The 25042-nt window shown below is 60.9% G+C and carries 23 protein-coding genes; 7 read left to right on the top strand and 16 right to left on the bottom strand.

From position 1 onward, the window contains the following. Positions 1 to 107: 107 nt before the first annotated feature. Entirely contained in the window at positions 108 to 1997 is a 1890-nt protein-coding gene (locus tag AB8B31_RS21040) for an ABC transporter ATP-binding protein/permease (RefSeq protein ID WP_018244047.1), read from the top strand. Between the two features lie 71 nt (positions 1998 to 2068). Here the strand turns inward: AB8B31_RS21040 and AB8B31_RS21045 are convergent, their stop codons facing one another. The 4 genes from AB8B31_RS21045 to AB8B31_RS21060 all read right to left on the bottom strand — a co-directional run bounded on the left by AB8B31_RS21045 (position 2069) and on the right by AB8B31_RS21060 (position 5927). Further along, the gene (locus AB8B31_RS21045) at positions 2069 to 2698 is read right to left on the bottom strand and encodes a hypothetical protein (protein WP_032980592.1); all 630 of its coding nucleotides are present in this window, start codon (positions 2696 to 2698) and stop codon (positions 2069 to 2071) included. A 120-nt stretch (positions 2699 to 2818) separates the two neighbouring features. Next, entirely contained in the window at positions 2819 to 4636 is a 1818-nt protein-coding gene (locus AB8B31_RS21050) for an ABC-F family ATP-binding cassette domain-containing protein (RefSeq protein ID WP_439007503.1), read from the bottom strand. A gap of 3 nt (positions 4637 to 4639) precedes the next feature. Beyond that, positions 4640 to 5296: a thiamine diphosphokinase gene (locus AB8B31_RS21055; protein WP_028733584.1), complete on the bottom strand. Its 657-nt coding sequence runs from the start codon at positions 5294 to 5296 to the stop codon at positions 4640 to 4642. 103 nt (positions 5297 to 5399) lie between these two features. Beyond that, on the bottom strand, positions 5400 to 5927 hold the full coding sequence (locus AB8B31_RS21060) for a MarR family winged helix-turn-helix transcriptional regulator (RefSeq protein WP_026188553.1): 528 nt from the start codon (positions 5925 to 5927) through the stop codon (positions 5400 to 5402). Between the two features lie 117 nt (positions 5928 to 6044). Here AB8B31_RS21060 and AB8B31_RS21065 point away from each other — a divergent pair, with 117 nt between their 5' ends. Both AB8B31_RS21065 and AB8B31_RS21070 read left to right on the top strand, forming a co-directional pair. Further along, positions 6045 to 7583: an MDR family MFS transporter gene (locus AB8B31_RS21065; RefSeq protein ID WP_028733585.1), complete on the top strand. Its 1539-nt coding sequence runs from the start codon at positions 6045 to 6047 to the stop codon at positions 7581 to 7583. A 387-nt stretch (positions 7584 to 7970) separates the two neighbouring features. After that, entirely contained in the window at positions 7971 to 9515 is a 1545-nt protein-coding gene (locus AB8B31_RS21070) for a M48 family metalloprotease (RefSeq protein WP_028733586.1), read from the top strand. Positions 9516 to 9666: 151 nt separating this feature from the next. On the opposite strand, the gene AB8B31_RS21075 is transcribed toward AB8B31_RS21070, so the two are convergent. From AB8B31_RS21075 to AB8B31_RS21095, 5 genes are all read right to left on the bottom strand, one after another. Further along, on the bottom strand, positions 9667 to 10530 hold the full coding sequence (locus tag AB8B31_RS21075) for an RNA polymerase factor sigma-32 (RefSeq protein WP_018244054.1): 864 nt from the start codon (positions 10528 to 10530) through the stop codon (positions 9667 to 9669). Between the two features lie 377 nt (positions 10531 to 10907). Next, positions 10908 to 11480: a CarD family transcriptional regulator gene (locus AB8B31_RS21080; RefSeq protein ID WP_003543775.1), complete on the bottom strand. Its 573-nt coding sequence runs from the start codon at positions 11478 to 11480 to the stop codon at positions 10908 to 10910. 393 nt (positions 11481 to 11873) lie between these two features. Beyond that, complete coding sequence (gene fdxA / locus AB8B31_RS21085; RefSeq protein WP_028733587.1) at positions 11874 to 12212, bottom strand: ferredoxin FdxA; 339 nt, start codon at positions 12210 to 12212, stop codon at positions 11874 to 11876. Between the two features lie 194 nt (positions 12213 to 12406). Then, complete coding sequence (locus AB8B31_RS21090; RefSeq protein WP_012759434.1) at positions 12407 to 12811, bottom strand: RNA-binding S4 domain-containing protein; 405 nt, start codon at positions 12809 to 12811, stop codon at positions 12407 to 12409. Positions 12812 to 12813: 2 nt separating this feature from the next. After that, entirely contained in the window at positions 12814 to 16068 is a 3255-nt protein-coding gene (locus tag AB8B31_RS21095; RefSeq protein ID WP_028733588.1) for a helicase-related protein, read from the bottom strand. A gap of 864 nt (positions 16069 to 16932) precedes the next feature. On the opposite strand from AB8B31_RS21095, the gene AB8B31_RS21100 reads away from it, so the two are divergent. Continuing rightward, entirely contained in the window at positions 16933 to 17088 is a 156-nt protein-coding gene (locus tag AB8B31_RS21100) for a DUF3309 family protein (RefSeq protein ID WP_007632343.1), read from the top strand. Between the two features lie 27 nt (positions 17089 to 17115). Further along, positions 17116 to 17373, top strand: coding sequence for a YMGG-like glycine zipper-containing protein (locus tag AB8B31_RS21105; RefSeq protein WP_018244057.1), 258 nt, complete (start codon positions 17116 to 17118; stop codon positions 17371 to 17373). A gap of 446 nt (positions 17374 to 17819) precedes the next feature. Here AB8B31_RS21105 and AB8B31_RS21110 read toward each other — a convergent pair whose 3' ends face one another. Beyond that, positions 17820 to 18545 carry a beta-ketoacyl-ACP reductase gene (locus tag AB8B31_RS21110; protein WP_026230971.1) on the bottom strand — a complete coding sequence of 242 codons (726 nt, stop codon included), beginning with the start codon at positions 18543 to 18545 and terminating at the stop codon, positions 17820 to 17822. 71 nt (positions 18546 to 18616) lie between these two features. Then, on the bottom strand, positions 18617 to 19798 hold the full coding sequence (locus AB8B31_RS21115) for an acetyl-CoA C-acetyltransferase (protein ID WP_439007504.1): 1182 nt from the start codon (positions 19796 to 19798) through the stop codon (positions 18617 to 18619). A 239-nt stretch (positions 19799 to 20037) separates the two neighbouring features. Here AB8B31_RS21115 and phaR point away from each other — a divergent pair, with 239 nt between their 5' ends. Further along, entirely contained in the window at positions 20038 to 20610 is a 573-nt protein-coding gene (gene phaR / locus AB8B31_RS21120) for a polyhydroxyalkanoate synthesis repressor PhaR (RefSeq protein WP_003543798.1), read from the top strand. On the opposite strand, the gene AB8B31_RS21125 is transcribed toward phaR, so the two are convergent. The 5 genes from AB8B31_RS21125 to mtgA form a co-directional block, all read right to left on the bottom strand. Then, positions 20605 to 21012, bottom strand: a complete 408-nt coding sequence (locus tag AB8B31_RS21125; RefSeq protein WP_003543801.1) for a hypothetical protein — start codon at positions 21010 to 21012, stop codon at positions 20605 to 20607. The genes phaR and AB8B31_RS21125 overlap by 6 nt on opposite strands. Before the next feature lie 250 nt (positions 21013 to 21262). After that, positions 21263 to 21448: a 50S ribosomal protein L32 gene (gene rpmF / locus AB8B31_RS21130; RefSeq protein WP_003543812.1), complete on the bottom strand. Its 186-nt coding sequence runs from the start codon at positions 21446 to 21448 to the stop codon at positions 21263 to 21265. Between the two features lie 155 nt (positions 21449 to 21603). Further along, positions 21604 to 22251, bottom strand: a complete 648-nt coding sequence (locus tag AB8B31_RS21135) for a glutathione S-transferase family protein (RefSeq protein ID WP_028733589.1) — start codon at positions 22249 to 22251, stop codon at positions 21604 to 21606. A gap of 13 nt (positions 22252 to 22264) precedes the next feature. Beyond that, positions 22265 to 22987 carry a DUF1868 domain-containing protein gene (locus tag AB8B31_RS21140; protein WP_028733590.1) on the bottom strand — a complete coding sequence of 241 codons (723 nt, stop codon included), beginning with the start codon at positions 22985 to 22987 and terminating at the stop codon, positions 22265 to 22267. A 213-nt stretch (positions 22988 to 23200) separates the two neighbouring features. Then, positions 23201 to 23938, bottom strand: a complete 738-nt coding sequence (gene mtgA, locus AB8B31_RS21145) for a monofunctional biosynthetic peptidoglycan transglycosylase (protein WP_018244063.1) — start codon at positions 23936 to 23938, stop codon at positions 23201 to 23203. A 136-nt stretch (positions 23939 to 24074) separates the two neighbouring features. On the opposite strand from mtgA, the gene AB8B31_RS21150 reads away from it, so the two are divergent. Continuing rightward, positions 24075 to 24989 (top strand): polyprenyl synthetase family protein, encoded by a 915-nt coding sequence (locus tag AB8B31_RS21150; RefSeq protein WP_028733591.1) that lies wholly within the window; start codon positions 24075 to 24077, stop codon positions 24987 to 24989. The last annotated feature ends 53 nt before the right edge of the window (positions 24990 to 25042 follow it).

Genomic DNA, 25042 nt, shown 5'->3' on the forward strand with positions numbered 1-25042 from the left:
GACCCAGTCGGGTCGCGAATCAACTGTCGACTGCAGTCAAGTGACCTCTGCCGCATCATCACAGTTTAATGAATGATAGAATCTGTTGATAGACCCGTAACGCCACCATGTTATTTATAGGGGCATGGGCGATTTGGAAAAGCGTAATGGCAGATAAGATTGAGGGGAGGCCGGGCATCCGGAGGCAGGATAGGGTAGGGTATGATTTCAGCCTGACATATCGCCTCGGCGTCATGTTCTCAGCATTCTGGAATTCGGAAGTGCGTGGCAGGGTGCTGTTTCTGGCGACCGTGCTGATCCTCGTTATCCTGGCGACGTCCTACGGCCAGGTCATATTGAACGAGTGGAATGCGCCCTTCTATGACTCGCTGGAGCGCCGCGACCTCGGCGAATTCTTCCACCAACTCGAAATCTTCGCGATGATCGCCGGCACGCTGCTGCTGCTCAACGTGCTGCAGGCCTGGCTGAACCAGATGACGGCGCTCTATATGCGTGAAGGCCTGTCACGCGATCTCGTCGACCAGTGGCTGAAGCGCAAGCGGGCACTGCGGCTTGCCTCCAGCGGCCTGATCGGCGTCAATCCGGACCAGCGTCTGCACGAGGATTCCCGCAACCTTGCCGAAAGCACGACAGGGCTCGTTCTCGGCCTGCTGCAGTCGACCATCCTCCTGGTGAGCTTCATCGGCGTGCTCTGGGAGCTTTCGAGCGGCTTCATCTTCCGCATCAGCGGCCACAGCTTCTCCATTCCGGGCTACATGGTCTGGGCGGCGATTTTCTATGCCGCTTCCGCCTCGGTGCTGAGCCAGGTCGTCGGCCGCAAGCTGGTCAAGCTCAATGCCGACCGTTTTTCGAAAGAAGCCGAGCTTCGCTTCACGCTGATGCATGCCAATGAGAACATGCCGGCGATCACCGTTGCCCGCGGCGAGGAGAACGAGCGCCGACGTATCAACACCGACATCAGCTCGGTACTGACAGTCGTCAAGCGGCTCGCCATGGCCAATACCAATCTCACCTGGGTTTCGGCCGGCTACGGCTGGCTGGTAATCGTCATCCCGATCATCGTTGCCGCCCCAGCTTATTTCTCCGGCGGCCTCACCCTCGGCCAGCTGATGATGTCGGTCGGCGCCTTCAACCAGGTCAACACGGCGCTGCGCTGGTATGTCTCCAATTTCGGCCCGATCGCCGAGTGGCGCGCCACGCTGATGCGCGTCACCGATTTCCGCCAGGCGCTGCTCGACATGGACGAGGACTTCGACCTGAAGGACAGCATCGCCTATGAAAACGCCGCGCCCGACACACTGACGTTGAAGGATGTGGTGATCGTCGCCAAAGTCGGCGAAGATATCGAGGAATGCGGCGGTTTCCGACTGCGTGAAACCAATGTCGTGATCAAGGCCGGCGAAAGGATCATGATCAACGGCGATCACAGCGTCAACCGCAAGCTGCTGTTCCAGGCGATGGCCGGCCTCTGGCCGTGCGGTAGTGGCACGATGGGCCTGCCGCCAATCGACGACATGCTCTTCGTTCCGCAGGTTGCTTATGTTCCCGGCGGCACGCTGCGCGAGGCGCTGGCCTTTCCCGAACGTCCCGAAGCCTACGAGAAAGCCGCCGTCGAGGCGGCCCTCGACAAGGTTGGCCTGCATTCGCTGATCGCAAGGCTCGATACCCGCGCCCGCTGGGACAAGCTGCTCGACGGCGACCAGCAGAAAGCGATCGGATTTGCCCGCCTCCTGCTCGTGCGCCCGCGCTGGATCATCTTCGACGAAGTGCTGGAAGGCATGGAGCCGGAACTGCAGGAAACAATGGCCAACCTGCTCGTCTCCATGCCCGAAAGCGGCATGATCTATATCGGCCGCTCCGAGGCCTATCTCGAGGCGCTGAAGCCGCGCGTGCTGCATCTGCAAGCGCTGCCGTCAATTTCCGAGGAGCCGCCTGTCGCCCAGACCGGCGCCAGCGCCAGTGCGGGCGCTGCCGCCGTGCCCGCGCCGGCGCTTTAATACATGCCGCCCAAAAGTGTGGAGCTGTTTTGGGATGACGGCCTGCATAAGGTAAGGATTTGAGCCGCTGGTCACATCGGCGGCGTGATGCCGTTGAGGCCGACGGCGATCTGGCTGGCCGAGATGCTGCCGTCCGCCGCCTTTTCGCCGGTGACGACGACGCCGGCGCCGGGCTTCAGATCATCCTTGGTCGCAGGCGCCAACGTCACGATCGGCGTGCCATCGGCAATCGCGATCGTCTTTTCCTTGCCCTGATAAGTCAGCGTGATCGTGTGGCCGTCCACGGATTTGACGGCGTTGCTGACGGTCGCATTGGTCATCTGGCTGTTCGGCTGCGCATCCCAGGGACGGTTGCCCTCGCCGGTTCCCTTCATCGACGCCGGAAAGATCAGCACCTCGATCGCCCCGTCCGGGCCCGTGCCCTTCGGAAGTGAAGCGACGCCGACGAAATCGCCGGGCTTGATATCCTCGACCGAGGCTTTCTTGATGCCGCCGACCTTCCAGCCGGATTTCAGCGCGATCGTCGCATCGCTGCCCTCGCGCGTCTTGACGACGAGCGTATCGCCGCTGAGGCTTTCGATGGCGCCGCGAACACGAATGCGCTGGGCATCCTGCGCCTGCGCGGCTTGCGACAGGGCAAGGGTCACGAGGCTACCGGCGACAAACGCCGTGAAAATTCCGGAATAGGGCTTGCGAGACATCTGACTTTTCCTTGTCGCCGTTGCGATCGGCAATATCCCCGGCTGCCGGACGGCACCTTATGCCGCAGGACGACACACTGACGAATCAAGGAAAAGTGAGCCTTCAGCCTCGAGAAAATCTCAGCCTTCCAGCTCTTCCCGCAGCATTTCGAGCTCCAGCCACTCCTCTTCCATCTTTGTCAGGCCGGCGCGCAGTTTTTCCATCTCGCTGGCAAGTCGGTTGAAGGCGGCAGGATCGCGCGTGAAAAGATTGGGATCTGCCATCACCTGTTCGCGCTTGGCGATTTCGGCTTCGGCCTTCGCCATTTCCTTCGGCAGGTTTTCCAGTGCGAATTTCTGCTTGAAGGAGAGTTTGACCTTCGAGCTGCCTGGCGCTGGTGCCTCCGGCGTCTTCGGCTTCTCCGCCGCCTTCTCGGCTTTTCTGCGCTCCTCGAGCGCGCCCTTGCGTTGCACAAGCATGTCCGAGTAGCCGCCGGCATATTCGATCCAGCGGCCATCAGGCGCATCCGGCACGGCGGGTGCGATCGTCGAGGTCACGGTGCGGTCGAGGAAATCGCGGTCGTGGCTGACGAGAATGACGGTGCCGGGAAAGCCTGCGACAATCTCCTGCAGGAGATCGAGCGTTTCGATATCGAGATCGTTGGTCGGCTCGTCGAGGATCAAGAGATTCGTCGGGCGCGAAAGGATGCGCGCCAGTATCAGCCGGGCGCGTTCGCCGCCGGAGAGGTTTCTGATCGGCGTACGCGCCTGTTCCGGCTGGAATAGAAATTCCTTCATATAGCCGGTGACATGGCGCTGCTCGCCGTTGACGAGCAGGTTTTCGCCGCGCCCGTCCGCCAGATAATTGGCAAGCGTATCCTCGGGGTCGAGATCCTCGCGCTTCTGGTCGAGCGTCGCGATCTCCAGATTGGTGCCGAGCTTCACCGTGCCGCTGTCAGGCGCAAGCTGCCCGGTCAGCATCTTCAGCAGCGTCGTCTTGCCCGCGCCGTTCGGTCCCACGAGACCAATGCAGTCGCCGCGATGTACGCGGATCGAAAACGGCGTGACGATTGCCCGCTCGCCGAAGCTCTTGGTGATCTTGTCGGCCTCGATCACCAGCTTGCCGGATTCCTGCGCGTCCGAAACCGTCGCCTGTACCGTGCCCTGCGGCCCCTTGTGGCCGCGATAGTTCGAGCGCATCGTCTGCAGCTCGCCGAGACGGCGCATATTGCGCTTGCGCCGCGCCGTGACGCCATAGCGCAGCCAGTGCTCCTCGCGCTCGATCGACTTACCGAGCTTGTGCTGCTCCAGTTCCTCGGCCTCCAGCACTTGGTCGCGCCAGGCTTCGAAATGCGCAAAGCCGCGGTCGAGCCGGCGCGAGGTGCCGCGGTCGAGCCAGACGGTTGCCGTCGAGACCTTTTCGAGAAAACGCCGGTCGTGCGAGATCAGCACCAGGGCGCTGCGCGTCTTTTGCAGCTCGCCTTCCAGCCATTCGATCGTTGGCAGGTCGAGATGGTTGGTCGGTTCGTCGAGCAGAAGAATGTCTGGCTCCGGTGCCATAACCCGGGCAAGGGCAGCGCGCCGCGATTCGCCACCGGACAGCATTCTGGGGTCTTCTTCGCCGGTCAGCCCGAGATGCGACAGTAGATAGGTGACACGATAGGGGTCATCGCCCGGCCCGAGGCCGGCCTCGGCATAGGCCTGCACCGTGTTGAAGCCGGCAAAGTCCGGCGCCTGTTCGAGATAGCGCACCGTCGAGGACGGATGGCGGAAGACCGCGCCGGACTGTGCCTCGACCAGGCCGGCGGCAATCTTCAGCAGTGTCGATTTTCCCGAACCGTTACGCCCGACGAGACAGATTTTGTCACCGGCCTCGATCTGCAGGCTAGCACCCGCTAGCAGCGGTGCGCCGCCGAAGCTCAGGAAGATATCGTCGAGTTTTAGAATGGGAGGGGCCAAAAATCAGACTCCGGAAAGATCATAGGGCCGGGCGAGCACGATTGCCCGGCCGCTGCGGAGCGAAAAGCGAACGGTGCCTTCCGCAACATTGGAAATGGTGCGCGACGAGCCGAAAGGCAGATGGAAATCCGCCAGCGGATAACGCGCATTCTCGATGGAAAGCCCTCTCAGCTCGCTGAATCCGGGCACGGAAAACAGGCTGCCCTTGGGAAGGTCCAGTTCGATCGTACCCGCAACCAGCGGCACTGCCTCTTCCTTGCCCGAGGTCAGCAGCAGGTCGAAACCCTCTTCCGCCAGGCTGACGGCCGACAGCAGGTGCTGAAGCGCGTGGTCGGAGCGTTCACCGCCGAGCGCGCCGGCGAGGATGAGCCGCCGCGCGCCCCGCGCGATTGCTTCCGCCACGGCGATTTCGCCGTCCGTCGCCGCCTTCGCTGCCGGATAAGGCTGTTTCGGCACATTGGGAAATGCATCCGCGAGATCGGCCGGCGTGGAATCGAAATCACCGACCCAGAGCTCCGGCTCGATGCCGAGTGCTGCCGCATGCCGCATGCCGCCATCGGCCGCAATGAAGCGGCTGTCGGCGATGGCGTGGCGCAGGCGCTCCGTCAGGCTGAGTTCGCCGCCAAGGAGAATGGTGAAGGTGGATTGGCTCATGGGCATTGCCCTTAGCGCAAACGGGGGGTCGAGGGGAAGGGGCGCCGCGTGCCTGAAAGCGCCACGCGTCCAACACCAACAGGACGCTCGATCACTTTGAACTGCCGCCCTAGCCCGGCGTATCCTTGTCGCGCGACAGGAAGACCGCCTCGTAGCCGCCGATGAAGCGCTCGAAAAGCGCTGCGAAGCGCTCGACATCTTCCTGCGGCCAGTCGGAAACGATCTCGGAAATGATCGCAAGCTTCTGCGCGACGATCTCGGCAAGCAGGTCCTGGCCGACCTCGGTCATGACGACGACGATCCGCCGCGCATCGGCCTGCGAGGCCTCGCGGCGCAACACGTTACGCCCGACCATGTCGGCGACCACCCGGCTTGCCCGTGACGGATCGATGCGCAGCATCTCCGCGATCAGGCCGACCGTGACCTCGCCGGCAGGCTGCGCCCTCCGTACGGCATCGAGCACGTCGAGATGCGAAAGCTCAAGGCCTGGTGCAGCACTCTGGATCGCCAGTCGGCCGATCAGCCGCCGCCCGGTCATCAGCCGCATGCGTGCCATGCTCCGGCCGATACGCGGCACGTTTTCACGATCCGGCTCGGCCGGCTCCGCAGAAAGGGTTTTGGTCAGGACGTCGCTCATCACAGGACCATAACAGAGCCGATTCGAAAATTGAATATGCCGACGTCATTAATGTGCCATTGACAACTATATGCTGTTAGCACATAAAAGACACATCAACCCGAAACGATGCCTCCCATGGACATGCAACTCGCGCCTGCGCCGCTCGTGACGGATCCTCGTCGCCGGCTTATCCTCTTCCTTTTTCTGATGACCGCCATGTTCATGGCGACGCTTGATAATCAGATCGTCTCCACGGCTCTGCCGACGATCGTCGGTGAATTCGGCCATCTCGAGCGCTTCGGCTGGATCGGCTCGGCCTATCTCCTGTCGCTGAGCGCCGTCATGCCGCTCTACGGCAAGCTCGGCGACTTGTTCGGCCGAAAATACGTGATGATGACGGCGATCATGATCTTCACCGTCGGCTCGGCGGTCTGCGGCCTTGCGGTCTCGATGAATACGCTGATCGCCGCCCGCGTGCTGCAGGGCCTTGGCGGCGGCGGCATCATGGTGTCGATCTTCGCCGTCAACGCCGATCTGTTCGAGCCGCGCGAGCGGGCTCGCTACCAGAGCTATTCCAGCCTTGTGCTGATGGCATCGGGCGCGATCGGCCCTGTGCTTGGCGGCACGATGAGCGATCTCTTCGGCTGGCGCTCGATCTTCCTCGTCAACGTGCCGATCGGCTTCATCGTGCTCACCGGCCTTGCCTTCATGCTGCCCTACCGTAAACCGCATCGCCGCCCCAAGATCGATTATGCCGGCGCGCTCCTGCTTGCCATGACGACAACAAGCATCGTGCTTGCCACCGACAGCAGCGAACTGTTCGGCGCATTGATCTCGCCGCAGAGCATCGGCATCGTTACCTTCGGTGTGATCTGCGCCGTCACCTGGGTATTCACAGAGCGCCGCGCGCCGGAGCCGATCGTTCCCCTGCAGCTGTTTCGCAATTCGACCTTCAGCCTGCTCCTGGTGATCTCGATCATGGGCGGCGCCATCGCCATCGGCATGGTCAATTATCTCGCCCTCTTCCTGCAGACCACGACCGGCCTTTCGCCGTCGGCCGCCGGCCTGCTCTTCATCCTCCTGACCGGCGGCCTCGTCTGCGGATCGCTGACAGCAGGCCGGATCATCTCGAAGACGGGGCGCTACAAGCCCTTCGCCATCGCAAGCCTCACCTGCAGCGCCACCGCCTTTGCGCTGATGTCGCAGATCCACGCCGGAACGCCGATCGTCTTCATCGGCGCGATCATGATGCTGCACGGCATCGGCATCGGCCTTGCCCAGCAGGTTCCCGTCATCGGCGTACAGAATGCAGCGCCGGCCCGCGACGTCGGCGCCGCCACCGGCTCGGTGACGCTGTCGCGCATGGGCGGCGCCTCGATCGCTATTTCCATCTACGGCGCCATCATCGCCTCTGAGCTCGGCAAGGTCGGCGTCTCCATTCCCGGCGTCGCCGATATCGAGCAGTTGACGCCGAAAATGATGGCCGCCCTTCCCGAAGCGAGCCGCCAGGCCGTTGCCGATACCTATGCCGCCGCCTTCTCACCGCTCTTCATGACTTCCTGCGCCATTGCGCTGATCGGCCTTGCGGCCGCCATCATGCTGAAGCCGGTGCAACTGCCCCGCGCCGGCGAAACGACGAGGCCGCAACCGGCGACAGCGGAAGCTGCCGAATAGTCGAATCGCTCCGCGGAAATGCCTTACCAAGAGGCGTCTCCTCACCAAGAACATATTTCTGATTGTAATTTTCACGCATGGCTGTCGCTATCTGGCTGGTTATTTCAATCGGTCCGTTCTTTTTCTGCGCTGTCGACGAATCTCCGCTTTGTGACGGAACTTTCGCCATAATTTCATCCGAGCGAAGGGAGGCCTTAATGCCTGAGGCTTGCCAAAATGCAACGGCGCCACATTTAAGCAGAGTCTCGCTATGCAACCGATGCGTAAATCAGCTACAGCAAAGACTTGTATCGGCCGATTGTGCAGCGCGAGATCAGGGGTGCGCACCTGTTGAATTCCCTTTGCCATGGTCGGTCCGAATCTCAGGCAAACCGGCAAAACAGCGACATGATGCGGAGAAACAGACTGGATAGCTTGACGACGTGGAAATCGCCCGCGCTTTCCAGTGATGCCATCTCCACGCCGCGGCGCTTCGCGCGTCGCCTGATGCTGCTTTCGGCCGTCGCAATGGCGCTGAATGGCTGCCAAACGCTGATCGACCAATCCTATCAGCCGAGTGTTTCGCCTTCTTCCAATCCACAGATCGTCGACGAGGTGCAGAAGAACGACCCGCGCGCGGCGATGGGCGCTCGTGAGCATCCGCGCATCGTGGCAAGCTATGGCGGCGAATACAAGGACGCCAAAACCGAGCGCCTCGTCGCCCGCATCGCCGGCGCGCTGACGGCGGTGTCGGAAAATCCGAGCCAGTCCTACCGCATCACCATCCTGAATTCGCCGGCGATCAACGCCTTTGCGCTGCCGGGCGGTTATCTCTACGTCACCCGCGGCCTGCTCGCCCTTGCCAACGACGCCTCGGAAGTTGCCGCCGTGCTGTCGCACGAGATGGGCCATGTGACGGCAAACCACGGCATCGAGCGGCAGAAGCGCGAAGAGGCTGAGGTCATCGCCAGCCGCGTCGTCGCCGAAGTCCTTTCCAGCGACATCGCCGGCAAGCAGGCGCTTGCCCGCGGCAAGCTGCGGCTCGCCGCCTTCTCCCGCCAGCAGGAGCTGCAGGCCGATGTCATCGGTGTGCGCATGCTCGGCGAAGCCGGCTACGACCCCTATGCCGCTGCCCGTTTCCTCGATTCCATGGCCGCTTACAGCCGCTTCATGTCGGTTGATCCCGAAGCCGACCAGAGCCTCGACTTCCTGTCGAGCCATCCGAATTCGGCGCAGCGCATAGAGCTTGCCCGCACCCACGCCCGCGCCTTCGGCCAGGAAGGCTCTGTCGGCGACAAGGGCCGCGATTATTATCTCGATGGCATAGACGGACTGCTGTACGGCGACAGCCCGGAAGAAGGCTATGTGCGCGGCCAGACCTTCCTGCATGGCGGCCTCGGCATCCGCTTCGACGTGCCGCCGGATTTCCACATCGACAACAAGGTCGAGGCGGTGATGGCCACCGGTCCGAACGACATCGCCGTCCGTTTCGACGGCGTCGCCGACAATCAGAACCAGAGCCTCACCAATTATATCTCCAGCGGCTGGGTAACCGGCCTCGACCCGTCGACCATCCAGCCGATCACCATCAACGGCATGGAAGCAGCCACCGCGCGCGCCAGCGCCGACCGCTGGGATTTCGATGTCACCGTGATCCGCAACAATTCGCAGATCTTCCGTTTCCTGACCGCCGTACCGAAAGGCAGCGACGCCCTTGAGCCAACGGCCAATGTGCTACGCGCGAGTTTCCGCCGCATGACGCCGGCAGAGGCGGCATCGCTGAAGCCGCTGCGCATCCGCGTCGTCACCGTCCGGCCGGGTGAGAACATCTCGACGCTCGCCGCCCGCATGATGGGCACCGACCGCAAGCTCGATCTCTTCAAGCTCATCAACGCCCTGCCCACGGGTGCAGCCGTTTCAACGGGCGATCGCGTCAAGATCATCGCCGAATAAAAAAGGCCCGGCTTGCGCCGGGCCAGTCTGTGCTGCTGGAGGGGACAAGCATGTCGCGCAAAAGTGGGCAGCGGTTTTGCGATAACGACATGCGTAAAAAAACACCTAAAGCGCGACCGGCGAATCTGAAAGATCGCGACGCGCTTTCGGTTCAGGCGTAGGCCGCCATATGCGGATCGGCGCTGACGAGGGCGCTGCGGAGTTTTTCCATCGCCCGGCTTTCGATCTGACGCACACGTTCCTTGGAAATGCCGAGATCGGCACCGAGTTCTTCGAGCGTGGCACCGTCTTCCGCCAGACGCCGGGCGCTGATGATCTTCATCTCGCGTTCGTTGAGATGTTTCAGCGCCGAAGCGAGCCAGACGCGGCGACGCTCGCCGTCGATCATGTTTGAAACCTGCTCGTCCGGCAGGGGATCGTCGCTGACGAGGAAGTCCATCTTCTCTGCGCTCTCGGCATCGCCGGAGACCGAAGGCGCCTGCAGCGAAGCATCGTTACCGGAAAGCCTGGCATCCATCGTCTGCACATCGGCGAGGCTCACGCCGAGGGCCGCGGCGATTTCCTGGTGAATGGATTGCAGCGTCAGCTGTGTGTCACCCTTGGCGAGCTTGGCGCGCAGACGACGCAGATTGAAGAACAGCGCCTTTTGCGCTGAACTCGTGCCACCACGAACGATCGACCAGTTGCGCAGGATATAATCCTGGATCGAAGCCCGGATCCACCAGCTTGCATAGGTCGAAAAGCGCACGTCGCGTTCCGGCTCGAAGCGTGCCGCTGCCTCCAGCAGGCCGACATAGCCCTCCTGCACAAGATCGCTCATCGGCAGGCCGAAATTGCGGAACTTGCCGGCCATGGATATGACGAGGCGCATATGGGCCATGGCGATCTGGTTGCGCGCGCCGCGGTCGTCGTGATCCTTCCAGCGGGTGGCAAGATCATGCTCTTCCTGACGGGCAAGATAGGGGGCGGCCATCGCGATTTTGATCATGCGCCGATCTGCAGACATGTTCTTCATTTCGATCTCCCAAAGCAGGCCTCTCGCCCTGAAATGAACAATAAAACTCATGTTCCGGAACATCGCTGTCCGGATTGAATGGGTTCTGAATGCATAAAAGCCTCGCCCCTGGACTTTTCAGGGGGAGGCCCTATTTCTCATCATGTGCCGGTAAGACGGCTGGGCTGGACCTGTTTCTTCACTTTGCCGGATGGGCAATATAGAAAAGGCATGATCCGCTCCTCATCGAACATTGACGGAATAGCAGTTCGCTCGTTGAGGCTATTGCCTGACGAGCAGTCCGCAATTACGTGTGATAAACGCGGCAGTCGGGAAAAAGTTCCAATAAAAAAACCCGGCACGAAGGCCGGGTTTTTTGACAGAAAAACAGGGTCGCTTTACGCGGCTTCGTCCTGCGAATCGTCTTCTTCAATCGCCTTGCCGCGCTTCGGACCCTTGTTGAGATTGGTCTCGACGAGACGGACGGCTTCGGTTTCCGACATCTTGTTGACAGCGGCGATTTCGCGCGCCATGCGGTCGAGCGCAGCCTCATAGAGCTGGCGCTCGGAATAGGACTGTTCGGGCTGGTTCTCGGCACGATAGAGATCGCGCACAACTTCAGCGATGGAAATCAGGTCGCCGGAATTGATCTTGGCATCATATTCCTGGGCGCGGCGGGACCACATGGTGCGCTTGACGCGCGCCTTGCCCTGCACGACCTTCAATGCACGCTCGACGAAATCCGTTTCCGAAAGCTTGCGCATACCGATGCTCATGGCCTTCGCAACCGGAACCTTCAGACGCATCTTGTCCTTCTCGAAATCGATAACGAAAAGTTCGAGCTTCATGCCGGCAACTTCTTGCTCTTCGATAGCGGTGATGGTACCGACGCCATGAGCGGGGTAGACGATCGATTCACCGGTCTTGAAGCCGTGACGTGCTGTAGAAGGCTTTTTCTGCTGAGTCGTCATTCTATTCAAAAACTCCCTGTTACGCTTCCGGCGGCGGCCGGAGCCGGGTCAGTCAGGCCCGGGTGAGACGGTAGTATCCGTCGGGTGACTTCACTCTGGTCCCATCGGGCAAAAGCAAAGACTTCTTGCGCGCGATCTTGGGACCCGGCGCTCAAAGCGTTGATATGTCACGGAAACCGCGTACGGATTGGTTTTGCTTTCGTGATGGTTTTGGGCATGCGTCATGCCACAAATGGAACAGTAACCGAAACGTATCATAAAAATATGAGGAAATCAATAATTTGCTTCGCTTGAGTCATGCGGGCAACACATGTCACCCATATGCCTCACGCAGCTTTTACAACGTTTCGCCCCGCGGTCGCCCGAATGCGGCGACCGAATGTGGACACTGTTTCAATCGCCGGAACCAGGCTTCTCGGAAAAATATTTCTCGAATTTTCCGGCCTCGCCATCCATGTCCTTGGCCTCAGGCAACGGCTCCTTCTTGACCGTAATATTCGGCCAGATCGTCGCATATTCGGTGTTGATCTTCAGCCATTTGTCGAGGCCCGGCTCGGTATCGGGCTTAATCGCCTCGGCGGGACATTCCGGTTCGCAGACGCCGCAATCGATGCATTCGTCGGGGTGGATGACGAGGAAATTCTCGCCCTCATAGAAGCAGTCGACAGGGCAGACTTCCACGCAATCGGTGTATTTGCACTTGATGCAATTGTCGGTCACGACATAGGTCATGAAGAACTCCAGGATTTCCATGCGGATGGGGCCGGGCAACCTGGAACGTCGCGCCTATCCCCGTGCCGGAGGAAAAGCGTGAGCAGGCTTGGGAGGCAAGCACGCTTCCGGCAGGTTGTCAGTGACGTATCGGCTTTATCGCCGGATTTCAAGGATAAACGATCTGCAAAAGCCGCCGCCGCAGACAGAGTTTTCTAATCCTCGTCCGACATCAGCCTGTCGATTGCACGTCTTTCCTTTTTGGTCGGACGGCCGGTGCCGGTCGCCCGGATTGCCTGCTCGTAGGGCGTGAGACGTTTTGCCTCATCGGGCGGCGGGGATTGGTCGTCGTAAAGCAGGCGCGCCTGCTCGTAAGGCCCCCGCCGCTCGCCGGCAAGGCGCACGACGAGAACGACATCGCGCCGCTCCAGCGTCAGCTCGATACGGTCACCTGGCTTGACCATCTGGCTCGGCTGGCTGCAGCGCTCGCCGTTGATGCGCACATGGCCTGATTGGATATGGCTCTGCGCCACCGAGCGTGACTTCGCCATGCGCGCGAAGAACAGCCACTTGTCGATGCGCTGGCGCGAACCGCTTGTCGGCTGTGTCTCCCCGCTCATGACTACTTCTTCATCTGCTCCTTGAGGGCCGCGAGCTTGGCGAAAGGCGAATCCGGATCGATCGGCTTCTCCTTGCGCGGCGGCTTGGCCTCAAAGCGCAGCGGCTGCGAGCCGCCGCGATTGTTGTTGCGGTCGTTACGATCGTTGCGGTCACCGCGATCCTTGCGATCGCCACGGTCCTGCCGGTCGCCGCGCGGCTGGTCGCCCCGTGGTTGGTTGTTGCGGTCGCCCCTTGCCTGCTGCGGCCGGCCGCCATCGCGACCGCCGCCTTCCTTGCCGCGGTTCTGACGATTGTTGTCACGGCCGTCGCCGCCGCGATTGGCCTCGCCGCCTTCACCGCCGCCGGGCCGGCGATTGCGGTCGCCGCGTTCCTGGTTCTGACCGCGCTCCTGGCCCTGGCCGCCACGGCGATCGCCATGCCCGCCGCGCGCCTGGCGCTGATTGTCGTTGCGGCCGCCGAGACGCCACAGAAGAACCGGCTTCGGTTCCACCGGCTCGCCGGCTTCCCCAGCAGCAGGTACTGCTTCCCCAGCAGCAGGTGCTGCTTCCTCAGGAACGGACACCGCTTCCCCAGACGCTTCCACCGGAGCCGATGTCTCGATCGCTTCGACCGGAGCGGGGGTCTGGACCGCTTCGGCTACGGGCGCGTCAGCAACCGCCGGAACCGTCTCGGCAGCAGTCTCTTCCGCCGCTCCGTCGGCATCGTCGTGATCAGCCTTTTCGGCTGTCTCTTCCGCAGGCGTTTCCGCAGTGGCAGCAGGCACTGAGGCCGCATCCTGCGTCGCAAGATGTACTGATGCCTCCTCCGCCTTCACGGCATCGGCGCGATAGCCGAGACCCTTGAGGATTTCTTCCATGTCCTCGAGCGTCGCACCGAGGATCGACAGCATCGCCGTCGTCGTCGTGAAGCGGCGGCCGTCATAGGCGCCCTCCGGACGGTTGTTTTGACCAGGCTTCCATTGCAGCAGCGGCCGGATGATATCGGCAAGCCTTTCCAGAATGTCGATGCGCACGGCACGCTTGCCGAGGAAACGGAAGCCGGCGAGCTTGTAGAACATCCGCTCGAAGCTCGGATCGGTGACGACAGAAGTGCGGCCGGCGGCAAGCACCGGAATGAGATCGCCATAACCCGGCTTGTCGAGACCGTCATTCTTCAGCGCCCAGAGCAGCGTGATGAGCTCGGCCGGGGCCGGCTTCAGAAGCGCCGGAACGAAGATATGATAGGCACCGAAACGCACGCCGTAACGGCGCATGGAGGCACGGGCCTCCTGGTCCAGCGACTTCACCTCCTCGGTCACGTCGCGACGGAAGAGCACCCCGAGATTCTCGACGAGCTGGAAGGCAAGCCCCTTGGCGAGACCCTGCAGGTCCTCGGCGCGCGACAGATCATCGAGCGGCTTCAGCACCGTGCTGATATGATGATTGACGAAGCGCTCGATGCGGGCGGCGACGTGATCACGGGCATTGCCCGTCAGTTGTTCGTCGGCCAACAGGATCACGCGCGGACGCATGATGTGATCGCTGCCCGAAAGCCGCGCCACCGGGTCGCCCAGCCAACGGATCAAACCGTCCGAACCGATCACCAGATCGCTGTTGCCGGCGGCATGCATCCGGGCCGCGCGGGCTTCGAACTCGAGCCCGAGCGCCTTCTGCGACGCAGCCTGAACCGCCTTGGCATCCGGTCCGTCCGTTCCCGCCACCGGCGTGAAACGGAATCCGCTCAACTGCCCTACATGATGTCCTTCAACGAAGACATCGCCATTCACACTGATTTCAGCTTCCAGCATCGCATTCTCTCTCAGGCGCTTCATGAGCACAGATGTCCTGCGATCAACAAAGCGTTTCGTCAACCTTTCATGTAACGCGTCGGACAATCGATCTTCGATTTCCCGCGTCTTTTCCTGCCAGTGTGTCGGATCGGCAAGCCAACCGGGCCGATTCGAAACGTAGGTCCAGGTCCTTATCTGCGCGATTCGCGCCGAAAGCGTGTCAATTTCCCCATCTGTTCGATCGGAGCGATGAACCTGCTCCGCCAGAAACTGCTCGTTCACCGTGCCATAGCGGACGAGATCGGAAAAGAGGGTCGCGATAAGATCGGCATGTTGTGCTGGGGTGATACGCCGATAGTCGGGAAGCGCGCAAGCCTCCCAGAGTTTTTCGACGCGCGCCGGCCTGTCGGCGAGATCGATGACCTCGGGATAGCGCGAAAGCTGTTCCAGCGCCTGCTGGTCGACCGCAGGCAGCGCCCGCGTCAGCCCCGGTACGCGCGGTCCCACCTCAAGGCTGGCGCGCAGCGATGCGATTGAGGAGAAGTCCATCTCCGTCGTCCGCCACTGCAAAACCTTGACGTTGTCGAACTCGTGCCCCTCGATGCGCTGCACCAGCTCATCGTCGAAGGGCGAGACCTGTCCGGTGACGCCGAAGGTCCCGTCCCGCACGTGTCGCCCGGCGCGCCCGGCGACCTGGCCGAGTTCGCCAGGATTGAGATTGCGGAACTGGTAACCGTCGAATTTCCGGTCCTGGGCGAAGGCAACGTGATCGACATCGAGGTTGAGGCCCATGCCGATCGCATCGGTCGCCACCAGATATTCGACGTCGCCTGCCTGATAGAGCGCCACCTGCGCATTGCGGGTGCGCGGGCTGAGCGCGCCAAGCACGACCGCGGCGCCGCCGCGCTGCCGGCGGATGAGCTCGGCGATGGCATAGACCTCGTCGGCGGAGAAGGCGACGATGGCCGAACGCTGCGGCAGCCGGGTGATCTTCTTCTGCCCGGCGTAGAAAAGATGCGAAAGCCGCGGTCGCTCGACGATGTTGATGCCGGGCAGCAGCTGCAGCAGAATCGGCCGCATCGTCGCCGCACCGAGCAGCAGCGTTTCCTCTCGGCCGCGAAGATGCAGGATGCGGTCGGTGAAGATATGGCCGCGCTCGAGATCGCCGGCGAGTTGCACCTCGTCGATCGCGACGAAGGCGGCCTTGGTCTCGCGCGGCATCGCTTCGACGGTGCAGACGGAAAAACGCGCATTGGGCGGCGAAATCTTTTCCTCGCCGGTGACCAGCGCCACATTCTGCACGCCGACCTTCTCCACCACCCGCGTATAGACCTCGCGCGCTAGCAGCCGGAGCGGCAGGCCGATCACGCCCGTCCCGTGCGCAACCATGCGCTCGATGGCATAATGGGTCTTGCCGGTATTGGTCGGCCCGAGCACCGCGGTCACACCGCGCCCACTCAGAATCATCGGCTGCGAAGTCAGAGTCATGAGTCCATGCAAATGAGGCGGGTGGCCCCAGGAAAATCTCGGCTCCTCGATGGAAGCCAGTGAACACATGGACAGCTGCCGCCGCAAACGCAAGGGCAGATTTCAAAATGCCTCGGGGATTACGACCTTTGCGAGTCCCGTGGAGCGTCCGAATTGCCGATTCGGAACAGCGTGAGAACGAATCAGCGACGAATCGGTGACTCCAGCTGATTCAGCTTTTGTTCACGGCTAAGTATTGATTTTGAATCACTTTTTCCCACTAGATGCTGAATCATGAGACTCTCTCTTGTTCGTATTTTCGTTATCGTGAGTGACCGATTCCCGCCTGATCTTGAACAAGCGAAAATCCGCCCGAAATTAACCTCTCGACCAAAGCCGGAACGAATCGGAGACGAATCGCTGACTCTGTCGTTTTCGCCTTTCGTTCACGGCCACATCTGGTAGCAGCTTCAGGTCCGGGCGCTAGATGCGGATCGGCGGCAGGGGCTTCGTTCCACCTCATCGCACCGGCGTTAATCTTTCGGGAGCCGGATTCAGATCGCGTTAAACTGCGGCAGCCGATACGGGTGCCGAGTGCAGGCGTCGATCAAAGAGGGAACGAATCGCTGACGAATCGGCGACATCACGATTTTCCCGCTTTGTTCACCGCAACATATTGTATTTAAAGGAGTTTTTAACCATACGGGTGATTTCCCGGGATGGTCGAATTCGACCGATGCTGCCGACCGTTCGTGAAAGCGGCCATGCTCCTGAGAAAACCGCAAACAAGGTTTCGTCACATTTCGAGAGCTTAGCCGGGAACAAAAATCGCCAATAAGTGTTTCTCGTCCATTCGAATTGCAGATGAAATGAAGGGAACACACTATGCTCGGCACGATACTTCTTGTTATCCTTATTCTGCTTCTGATCGGAGCCCTGCCGAATTGGGGTTACAGCCGTGGCTGGGGCTATGGACCTTCTGGCGGTTTGGGGCTAGTTCTCGTCATTATCATTATCCTTGTACTCATGGGCCGCGTCTAAAGGCCTACAAACCTGGGGAGTTACGACATGATGAAGAAGATTGTTCTTATTGGTGCGCTCGTCGGCGCTCTGGCATCCTGCACGGCGACCGAGCAAGGTACGGCGATCGGCGCCGGCACCGGTGCGGTCATTGGCGGTGTCGTCACCAACAGCTGGGGCGGCGCAGCCGTCGGCGCCGTTGCAGGCGGTCTGACCGGTGCTCTGATCGGTCATTCGGTCGAACGCCGCGGCTACTGCGTCTATCGCGACCGCTACGGCCGCCGCTACGAGGCTCGTTGCCGCTAATCGGCAAAGGCATATCGGACTCCCGACGGGCGCTTCGGCGCCCGTTTTCTTTGCCGCTCACACCCGTCAACGAGTCGTTGACACTCGGTTGCGAAAGTCAAATCTACCGCCGCCCAACGGGCAGGCCCATATTTCCTTCACGAGCGCAACGGACAGGCAGAGCCGCCCGGCGCACCGGAAAGGAACGTTTCCATGATCCAGATTTTCCTGAATTCCCTCGTCGCCGCTCTCATCGCATCGGCTTTCCTGACGACCGCGATATCAGCCCTCAGCAGCGGAGACCGCTCGCTCGCCAAAGTCCCAGCCAGAGTTCGGAAACAGCGACATCCAAACACCGACCGCCGGTCTTGATCCAGCAAATGAAATAAGCGATGGCGCGTCTCCCGGCGCGTCATCGCTTTGAATCTGCCGATAATCCGTATTGCCGACTCGAGGAATGGAATTTCCTAGGCGAAGTATTGCCCACCATTGGCCGTCAGCGTCGAACCGGTGATGAAGCCGGCATCGTCGGAAACGAGGAAGGTGACGCAGCGCGCGATCTCTTCCGGTTCGCCGAGACGACCGACGGGGATCTGCGGAATGATGCGTTCATTCAGCACCTTCTCCGGCACGGCAAGCACCATTTCCGTTCCGATGTAACCGGGGCAAATGGCGTTGACGGTGATGTTCTTGTTTGCCCCTTCCTGGGCCAGCGCCTTGGTGAAGCCGAGATCGCCCGCCTTGGCCGCCGAATAATTCACCTGGCCCATCTGGCCCTTCTGCCCGTTGATCGACGATATATTGACGATACGGCCGAAGTTGCGGTCACGCATGCCGGTCCAGACCTGATGCGTCATGTTGAACAGGCCGGTGAGGTTGGTATTGATCACCTCGTGCCACTGCTGCTGCGTCATCTTGTGGAACATCGCGTCGCGGGTGATGCCGGCATTGTTGACGAGGATTTCGACAGGCCCGATCTCGCTTTCGATCCTGGCAATTCCCTCGCCGCAGGCGAGGTAATCCGAAACATCCCATTTGAACACCGGAACGCCGGTGACGTCATGGAAGGCTTTGGCCTTCTCGTCGTTGCCCGCATAGCTGGCCGCGACCCTGTATCCGGCGTTTTTAAGTGCCATGGATATTGCCGCGCCGATGCCGCGTGTACCCCCAGTGACCACAGCCACTCTGCTCATGTTCCGCTCCCCTTTTGTTTTTCGCCCCACCGCGTGGCGGGATCTTCAATCAAACATGGATCGTATGCTATTTAAAGCGCTTCAAAGCACATGGCCACACCCATGCCGCCCCCGATGCAAAGCGTGGCAAGACCTTTCTTCGCGCCGCGGCGCTTCATTTCGAACAGCAGCGTGTTGAGAACGCGCGCGCCGGAGGCGCCGATCGGGTGGCCGATCGCGATCGCCCCGCCGTTGACGTTGACGATCGACGGATCCCACCCGAGATCCTTGGTGACGGCGCAGGCTTGCGCCGCGAAGGCCTCGTTGGCTTCAACGAGATCGAGATCGTTCACCGACCAGCCGGCCTTCTCGAGCGCCTTGCGCGAAGCCGGGATCGGTCCGGTGCCCATGATCTGCGGATCAACACCTGCCGTTGCCCAGGAAACGATGCGAGCGAGCGGCTGGATGCCGCGCCGGACTGCCTCCGCTTCACTCATCAGCACCGCCACAGCGGCACCATCGTTGAGGCCGGACGCGTTCGCGGCCGTAACCGTGCCGTCCTTGTCGAAGGCCGGGCGCAATTTCCCCATCGCCTCGAGCGTGGCGCCATGACGGATATATTCGTCAGCATCGACCGTAACGTCGCCCTTACGTGTCTTGATGACGTAAGGGATGATTTCGTCGACAAAGCGGCCGGCCTTCTGCGCTGCCTCCGCCTTGTTCTGCGAGCTGACGGCGAGTTGATCCTGGTCGTCGCGCGAAAGCTGCCACTGGCGCGCAACATTCTCGGCGGTGATGCCCATGTGGTAGCCGTGGAAAGCGTCGGTCAAGCCGTCCTTGATCATCGTGTCGATCATCTTCATGTCGCCCATCTTGACGCCGCCGCGCAGATGCGCGGCATGCGGGGCCATCGACATGGATTCTTGGCCGCCGGCAACGATGATCTTGGCGTCGCCGGTGGCGATCTGCTGCATGCCGAGCGCAACCGCGCGCAGCCCCGAGCCGCAAAGCTGATTGACGCCCCAAGCGGTCGCCTCCTTCGGAATGCCGGCCTTCATCGCCGCCTGGCGGGCCGGGTTCTGGCCCTCGCCGGCGGAGAGCACCTGGCCGAGGATCACCTCGTCCACCTCGCCGGGATCGACGCCGGCGCGCTCGAGCGCGCCCTTGACGACGGCCGCCCCGAGCTCATGCGCGAGAACCGTCGCGAAAGCGCCGTTGAAAGCGCCGACTGCTGTTCGCCCTGCACTGGCGATGACGATGGATGGATTGCTCATGGGGACGCTCCTCGTTTTCGTCTCACTTACATAAGTGGAAACTGGCAAAGCTTGGAGCACAAGTCAAACGCGAAGACCGGCTGCCGTCATTTTTCGGCAGCAGCCCGCGAAAGCCCGATTCATCTGCTCTGTGAAAGGTTTGCCGCATCGCACAAAGAGATTGTCACCGGCCTTCTTTTGCGTTTACAGTCTCAACTGGAGGAATATCCATAAATCAGACGGGGGTTCAGGAGACTGATATGGCGAAGCATGAGGGTCAGATTGTTATCAAGAAATACGCCAATCGCCGCCTATACAACACGGGCACCAGCACTTACGTGACGCTGGAAGACCTGGCGGAGATGGTGAAGAAGGGCGAAGAATTTACCGTACAAGATGCAAAAAGCGGAGATGACATCACCCATTCGGTGCTGACCCAGATCATCTTCGAACAGGAATCAAAGACCGGAAACACACTGCTCCCCATCTCCTTCCTGCGCCAGCTCATCACCTATTACGGCGACCAGATGCAGATGGTCGTGCCGAGCTTTCTCGAACATTCGATGCGCTCCTTCACCGAACAACAAGCCCAGATGCGCGAGCAGGTGACCCGCGCTTTCGGCGAAACGCCGCTCGGCAAGAACCTGCAGTTGCCGATGCAGATGGTCGAGGACCATGTTCGCCGCAACACCGAGCTGTTTCAGCAGGCGATGCAGATGTTCTCGCCCTTCATGACGCCGCCTGCCAAGGAAAGCCGCAAGGCCGAGGCCAAGGATATCGACGAGCTGAAGGAACAGCTCCGCGCCCTTCAGAACAAGCTCGACAACCTATAGTCCGATCGAGACATCCCGCCCGGCGCTTCGGATCGACACGGCAAAACCGCCGATGACATCGATCAGAGCGATCGTCATCAAAATGAAGAATACCTGCGTCGCAGCATCCCGGACGAGCAAAAACTCGACCAGGAAGGCGATGAAGACCAGCATCGACAACATGTGGTTGACGAGATTGCCGGGACCGGTTCTGGTCGCTTTGAGAATTTCGAAGAACAGCACGACAAGTGCGATGACGATGAAAAGATCGCCGAGCGCCATGCTCCAGATCGCGCCCGAGATCATCGACAGCACGATGATATCATGCTGCAGTGCCGGAATGCCGCCATCGCCCATCAGGCCCAGCATCGCCAGATTGTAAAGAATAAACGGGATAATCATCAGGGGCATGGCGGCTATCATCGGCAATCTCCCAGCGCATCATGCTTTCCGAAAATCGGATGCGATTTTCGGAAAGCATGATGCGTAGCTTCAAAGTGCTACAGCGTCCTTTGCGCGTCTGAAAAGACGCGCGGCACAGTAGCGCGCAAGAAGAATACTGCCGCAAACCGTTGGCTGACTGCAAGTCATTGCAAATATTATATTGTCGAAATGCAAAAGGCCGGCATGACGCCGGCCTTGAAACTTCGATCGGACAAGCCGGATCGGGAAATTATGCGCTTTCCTTCGGCGTCAGGACCTGGCGGCCGCGATACATGCCGGTCTTCAGGTCGATATGATGCGGGCGGCGCAGTTCGCCGGAATTCTTGTCTTCGACGTAGGTCGGAGCCTTCAGTGCGTCTGCCGAACGGCGCATACCGCGCTTGGACGGGCTTGTTTTTCTCTTCGGTACAGCCATTTCACTTACTCCACTTGCGGGCAAAACATTCCCACGGCCAGACTGGCGGCCGAAACGGACATGTCGCGATTTCGGAATTTGGCGCGCTTATACATGCAAGGGGCGGCCTTGACCAGTCCCCATGCGTATTTTTTGCGAAGCCGATGATTCCAGGCTCAGACTTCGTCTTCCGGCACGATCCAAGGCTCGGCGCGGGCCGCCTCTTCCCATTTCCGCCAGGCCGGATGCGCCTTCATGGTCTCCATATAGGCCAGGATATCGTTTCGGCTGACGAGATCGTAGATGTCGAACCGGTTGACGACAGGCGCAAACATCGCATCCGCCCCGCTGAACGCGCCAAACAGAAATGGTCCGCCGGATTGCTGCAGCAGGTCGCGCCAGATCGTCTCGATGCGGCTGATATCGGCGTCGACACCATCCGGCAGCGCGATCTTGCCCTTCGGCCGGCGGATATTCATCGGGCAGGCGCTACGCAGCGCCCGGAAGCTCGAGAGCATTTCCATCGAAACCGAACGGGCGAGCGCCCGCTCGGCACGATCCCTCGGCAGAAGGCCGGCGTCCGGATAAAGCTCGGCGACATACTCGATGATCGCCAGCGATTCCCAGATCTTCAATGCGCCGTGCTGGAGGATCGGCACCCGCCCGGTCGGCGAAATCGCCTTGATATTGGGATTGCCACTGGGATAGTCGAAGGGGATCAGGACTTCCTCGAAATCGACGCCGGCGCCCGTCAGCGCCATCCAGGGCCGGAACGACCAGGAAGAGTAGTTCTTGTTGGCAATGTACAGCGTCGGTTTATCCATGGGCCTCTCCCGTTCAGGCTTCGAAATCGAAAATCAGCAATTCGTGAAAATGGTTCATGTCCTCGAACATGCATAATGCCGGCGGAGTCAGCTCGAGAACAGGGGCCTTGCGGCGGATATCGTCGGCCACCTCATCGAGCATCGCCTGCCAGCGCGGCAAGGCTTCATCCTCCAGCCGTTCGATCGCATAGGCAAAGGTCATGTGGAACTTGTATTCCTCATGGCTCGGCTGGCGATAGCCCAGAAGATCAGCCAGCGCATTGCGCCAGGCGCGCATGACCCTGCGGTCGTTCTCCGTCGCCCCGTCGACGAGCAGGCCCGATGGGCGAGCATCGACGATGGCGACCTTGAAGGGATCGAACATCGAGAAACCTTCGAGCCTGGCCGCCATCAGCGCGGTCATGTCTTCGATCGGCGTATCGAGTGGGAGGTCGCCCGGCCAGGAATCCTGCCGGCGCCTGGTCTCGATGACACCTTCGAAAAGCGTCATGTGAATGCTTGATATCGGCGTGAAGAGGAACTGCGGGGCCTCGGGCATCGCCAGATATTTCTCACGCGCCTCGATCAGCGCCGTCTGCGTCTGCGAGCCCTTCTCGAGATGGCAGACGATGGTGTTGCCGGCTTCCGGCAGAAAGCCGCCGACCTTGCGATAGCGGCTGCCGAGATGGACGGGCGGGGTCGGATTATGCCTCTTCGAATAAAGGAGGAGTTCGGGCGAAAACATCGTGGTGGTCATGGGCGACTCGGGGGCTCTGGTTGGACTGCATTCGCCCATATGGCAGAACCAAGAATGTCAGATGACACTTGCCGCTTCTAGAGCATGATGCCGAAAAGTGTGAGCGGTTTTCGGACGATATCATGCTCTAACTATATAACTTAGAACAGGATTCAGATTTCAGGCCGAACCCGGACTGAAATCTGAATCCTGCTCTAACGACAAGTTCTGATGTCAATCATAGATGCACCTGATGTAATCGCCTGAACCTTGCGCGCGTCTCTCGATGACGCCGGCGAGCCGGCGAAGGCCTCGTCCGGGCTTGCCGGCATTGCGGTCGATCGGGTTTGGCAGCGAGACGGCAAGCAGCGATGCCTGGCGCCGCGTTAGCTTCGAGGCCGGCACCTTGAAATGATGCTGGGCCGCGGCCTCGATGCCGTAGATGCCGGGACCCCATTCAGCAATGTTGAGATAGATTTCCATCAGCCGCCGTTTCGACAGGACGAAATCCGTGGTCACCGCGAGCGGAAGTTCCAGCGCCTTGCGCACGAAGGAACGGCTGTTCCAGAGGAAGAGGTTCTTCGCCGTCTGCATCGGAATGGTACTGCCGCCGCGTGTCGCCTGACCTTTCAGCGTATCCTCGACCAGCATGCGCATTTCCGCCCAGTCGACGCCGCCGTGAAAGCAATATTGCCCGTCCTCCGACATCATCACCGACTGCACCACAACCGGGGCGATGTCATCAAGCGACACCCATTGCCTGTCGTAACCACGCAGCAGCACGAGATCACGCAACATCAGCGTCGAGACGGGGTGAATGAAGGGCAGCAGATAGAAAAAGATCAGTGCATAGGGAAGGATCAGCAAGATCAGCACGGCAAGAACAATGCGTTTCAACACACGCCGGTCTTCGAACCATCGCCGACGAGCCGGCATGTCGACGCTGTCCTCTCTCTCTGGCGCTATATCCAATGTCCCCAAGTCCGATTTCGCTCCTGTCGTTCTCATAACGCCTGTGCAGAGCTTATGCCAGAGTGCGCGGCGAATCTTGCTGCCGCCATCGACAATTCCGTTGCAAGCCCGTGGGCGCTCATGCCAAACAGCGCCCATGGACGCGAACCGGGACACTTTCGAGACGAGGCTGAAGAACAACGCCCACGAGATCGAGGCGCTGCTCGACCTATTGCTCTCGCCGAGCACCCTTTCCGATGAAATCGCCAGGCCCGAGACGCTGCGCGATGCCATGCATTATGCCGTGCTGAACGGCGGCAAGCGGCTGCGCCCGTTTCTCGTCGTCGAAAGTGCAGCCCTTCTCGGCGGCGACGCAGAGGCGGCACTTCGCGTCGGCGCCGCCCTTGAATGTGTCCACTGCTATTCCCTCGTGCATGACGACCTGCCGGCCATGGACGATGACGACCTGCGCCGCGGCAAACCGACGGTACACATCAAGTTCGACGAAGCGACGGCAATCCTCGCAGGCGACAGCCTGCTGACCTACGCCTTCGACATCATCGCTGGGCCGGAAACGACCCTTCCCGATACGAGCAAGGCATCGCTGGTGCTCGCCCTTGCCCGCGCAGCCGGTCTTGGCGGCATGGCCGGCGGCCAGGCGCTCGACCTCGCGGCGGAAAAGCAGGCCCCCGACGAGGCCGCCATCATTCGCCTGCAGGCGATGAAAACCGGCGCGCTGATCCGCTTCGCCTGTGAAGCCGGCGCCGTCATCTCGGCAAGCCCGCCGGAAGATCGCCGCCGCCTGCGCGCCTTCGGCGAAAAGATCGGTCTTGCCTTCCAGCTTGCAGACGACATTCTCGACCTGACCTCGGACACCGCGACCATGGGCAAGGCAACCGGCAAGGATGCGGCCCGCGGCAAGGGAACACTTGTAGCTCTTCGCGGCATGGAATGGGCCGAAGCCCAGCTGCGTGAGCATGTCCGCGATGCCGAGGCGCTGCTTGCCCCCTACGGCCCTCGCGCCTCGATCCTCACCGCCGCGGCGCATTTCATCGCCGACCGGAAGAGCTGACATCCCCAGGCCCGCCTCCGGCGTTGGGGAGCTTTGACTGTTCCCCGACGCCG

The organism is Rhizobium sp. 62_C5_N11_2 (assembly GCF_051811185.1).
GTDB classification, from domain to species: domain Bacteria; phylum Pseudomonadota; class Alphaproteobacteria; order Rhizobiales; family Rhizobiaceae; genus Rhizobium; species Rhizobium leguminosarum.

Bases quoted from the DNA above. Each gene is read 5' to 3' on its own strand.
- AB8B31_RS21110 (WP_026230971.1), bottom strand. From the start codon at position 18,545: ATGAGCAGAGTGGCTGTGGTCACTGGGGGTACACGCGGCATCGGCGCG.
- AB8B31_RS21090 (WP_012759434.1), bottom strand. From the start codon at position 12,811: ATGAGCGGGGAGACACAGCCGACAAGCGGTTCGCGCCAGCGCATCGAC.
- rpmF (WP_003543812.1), bottom strand. From the start codon at position 21,448: ATGGCTGTACCGAAGAGAAAAACAAGCCCGTCCAAGCGCGGTATGCGC.
- AB8B31_RS21140 (WP_028733590.1), bottom strand. From the start codon at position 22,987: ATGACCACCACGATGTTTTCGCCCGAACTCCTCCTTTATTCGAAGAGG.
- AB8B31_RS21115 (WP_439007504.1), bottom strand. From the start codon at position 19,798: ATGAGCAATCCATCCATCGTCATCGCCAGTGCAGGGCGAACAGCAGTC.
- AB8B31_RS21055 (WP_028733584.1), bottom strand. From the start codon at position 5,296: ATGCCCATGAGCCAATCCACCTTCACCATTCTCCTTGGCGGCGAACTC.
- AB8B31_RS21080 (WP_003543775.1), bottom strand. From the start codon at position 11,480: ATGACGACTCAGCAGAAAAAGCCTTCTACAGCACGTCACGGCTTCAAG.
- AB8B31_RS21095 (WP_028733588.1), bottom strand. From the start codon at position 16,068: ATGACTCTGACTTCGCAGCCGATGATTCTGAGTGGGCGCGGTGTGACC.
- phaR (WP_003543798.1), top strand. From the start codon at position 20,038: ATGGCGAAGCATGAGGGTCAGATTGTTATCAAGAAATACGCCAATCGC.
- AB8B31_RS21150 (WP_028733591.1), top strand. From the start codon at position 24,075: ATGGACGCGAACCGGGACACTTTCGAGACGAGGCTGAAGAACAACGCC.
- AB8B31_RS21060 (WP_026188553.1), bottom strand. From the start codon at position 5,927: ATGAGCGACGTCCTGACCAAAACCCTTTCTGCGGAGCCGGCCGAGCCG.
- AB8B31_RS21045 (WP_032980592.1), bottom strand. From the start codon at position 2,698: ATGTCTCGCAAGCCCTATTCCGGAATTTTCACGGCGTTTGTCGCCGGT.
- AB8B31_RS21075 (WP_018244054.1), bottom strand. From the start codon at position 10,530: ATGAAGAACATGTCTGCAGATCGGCGCATGATCAAAATCGCGATGGCC.
- AB8B31_RS21100 (WP_007632343.1), top strand. From the start codon at position 16,933: ATGCTCGGCACGATACTTCTTGTTATCCTTATTCTGCTTCTGATCGGA.
- fdxA (WP_028733587.1), bottom strand. From the start codon at position 12,212: ATGACCTATGTCGTGACCGACAATTGCATCAAGTGCAAATACACCGAT.
- AB8B31_RS21065 (WP_028733585.1), top strand. From the start codon at position 6,045: ATGGACATGCAACTCGCGCCTGCGCCGCTCGTGACGGATCCTCGTCGC.
- AB8B31_RS21125 (WP_003543801.1), bottom strand. From the start codon at position 21,012: ATGATAGCCGCCATGCCCCTGATGATTATCCCGTTTATTCTTTACAAT.
- AB8B31_RS21040 (WP_018244047.1), top strand. From the start codon at position 108: ATGTTATTTATAGGGGCATGGGCGATTTGGAAAAGCGTAATGGCAGAT.
- AB8B31_RS21070 (WP_028733586.1), top strand. From the start codon at position 7,971: ATGATGCGGAGAAACAGACTGGATAGCTTGACGACGTGGAAATCGCCC.
- AB8B31_RS21105 (WP_018244057.1), top strand. From the start codon at position 17,116: ATGATGAAGAAGATTGTTCTTATTGGTGCGCTCGTCGGCGCTCTGGCA.
- AB8B31_RS21135 (WP_028733589.1), bottom strand. From the start codon at position 22,251: ATGGATAAACCGACGCTGTACATTGCCAACAAGAACTACTCTTCCTGG.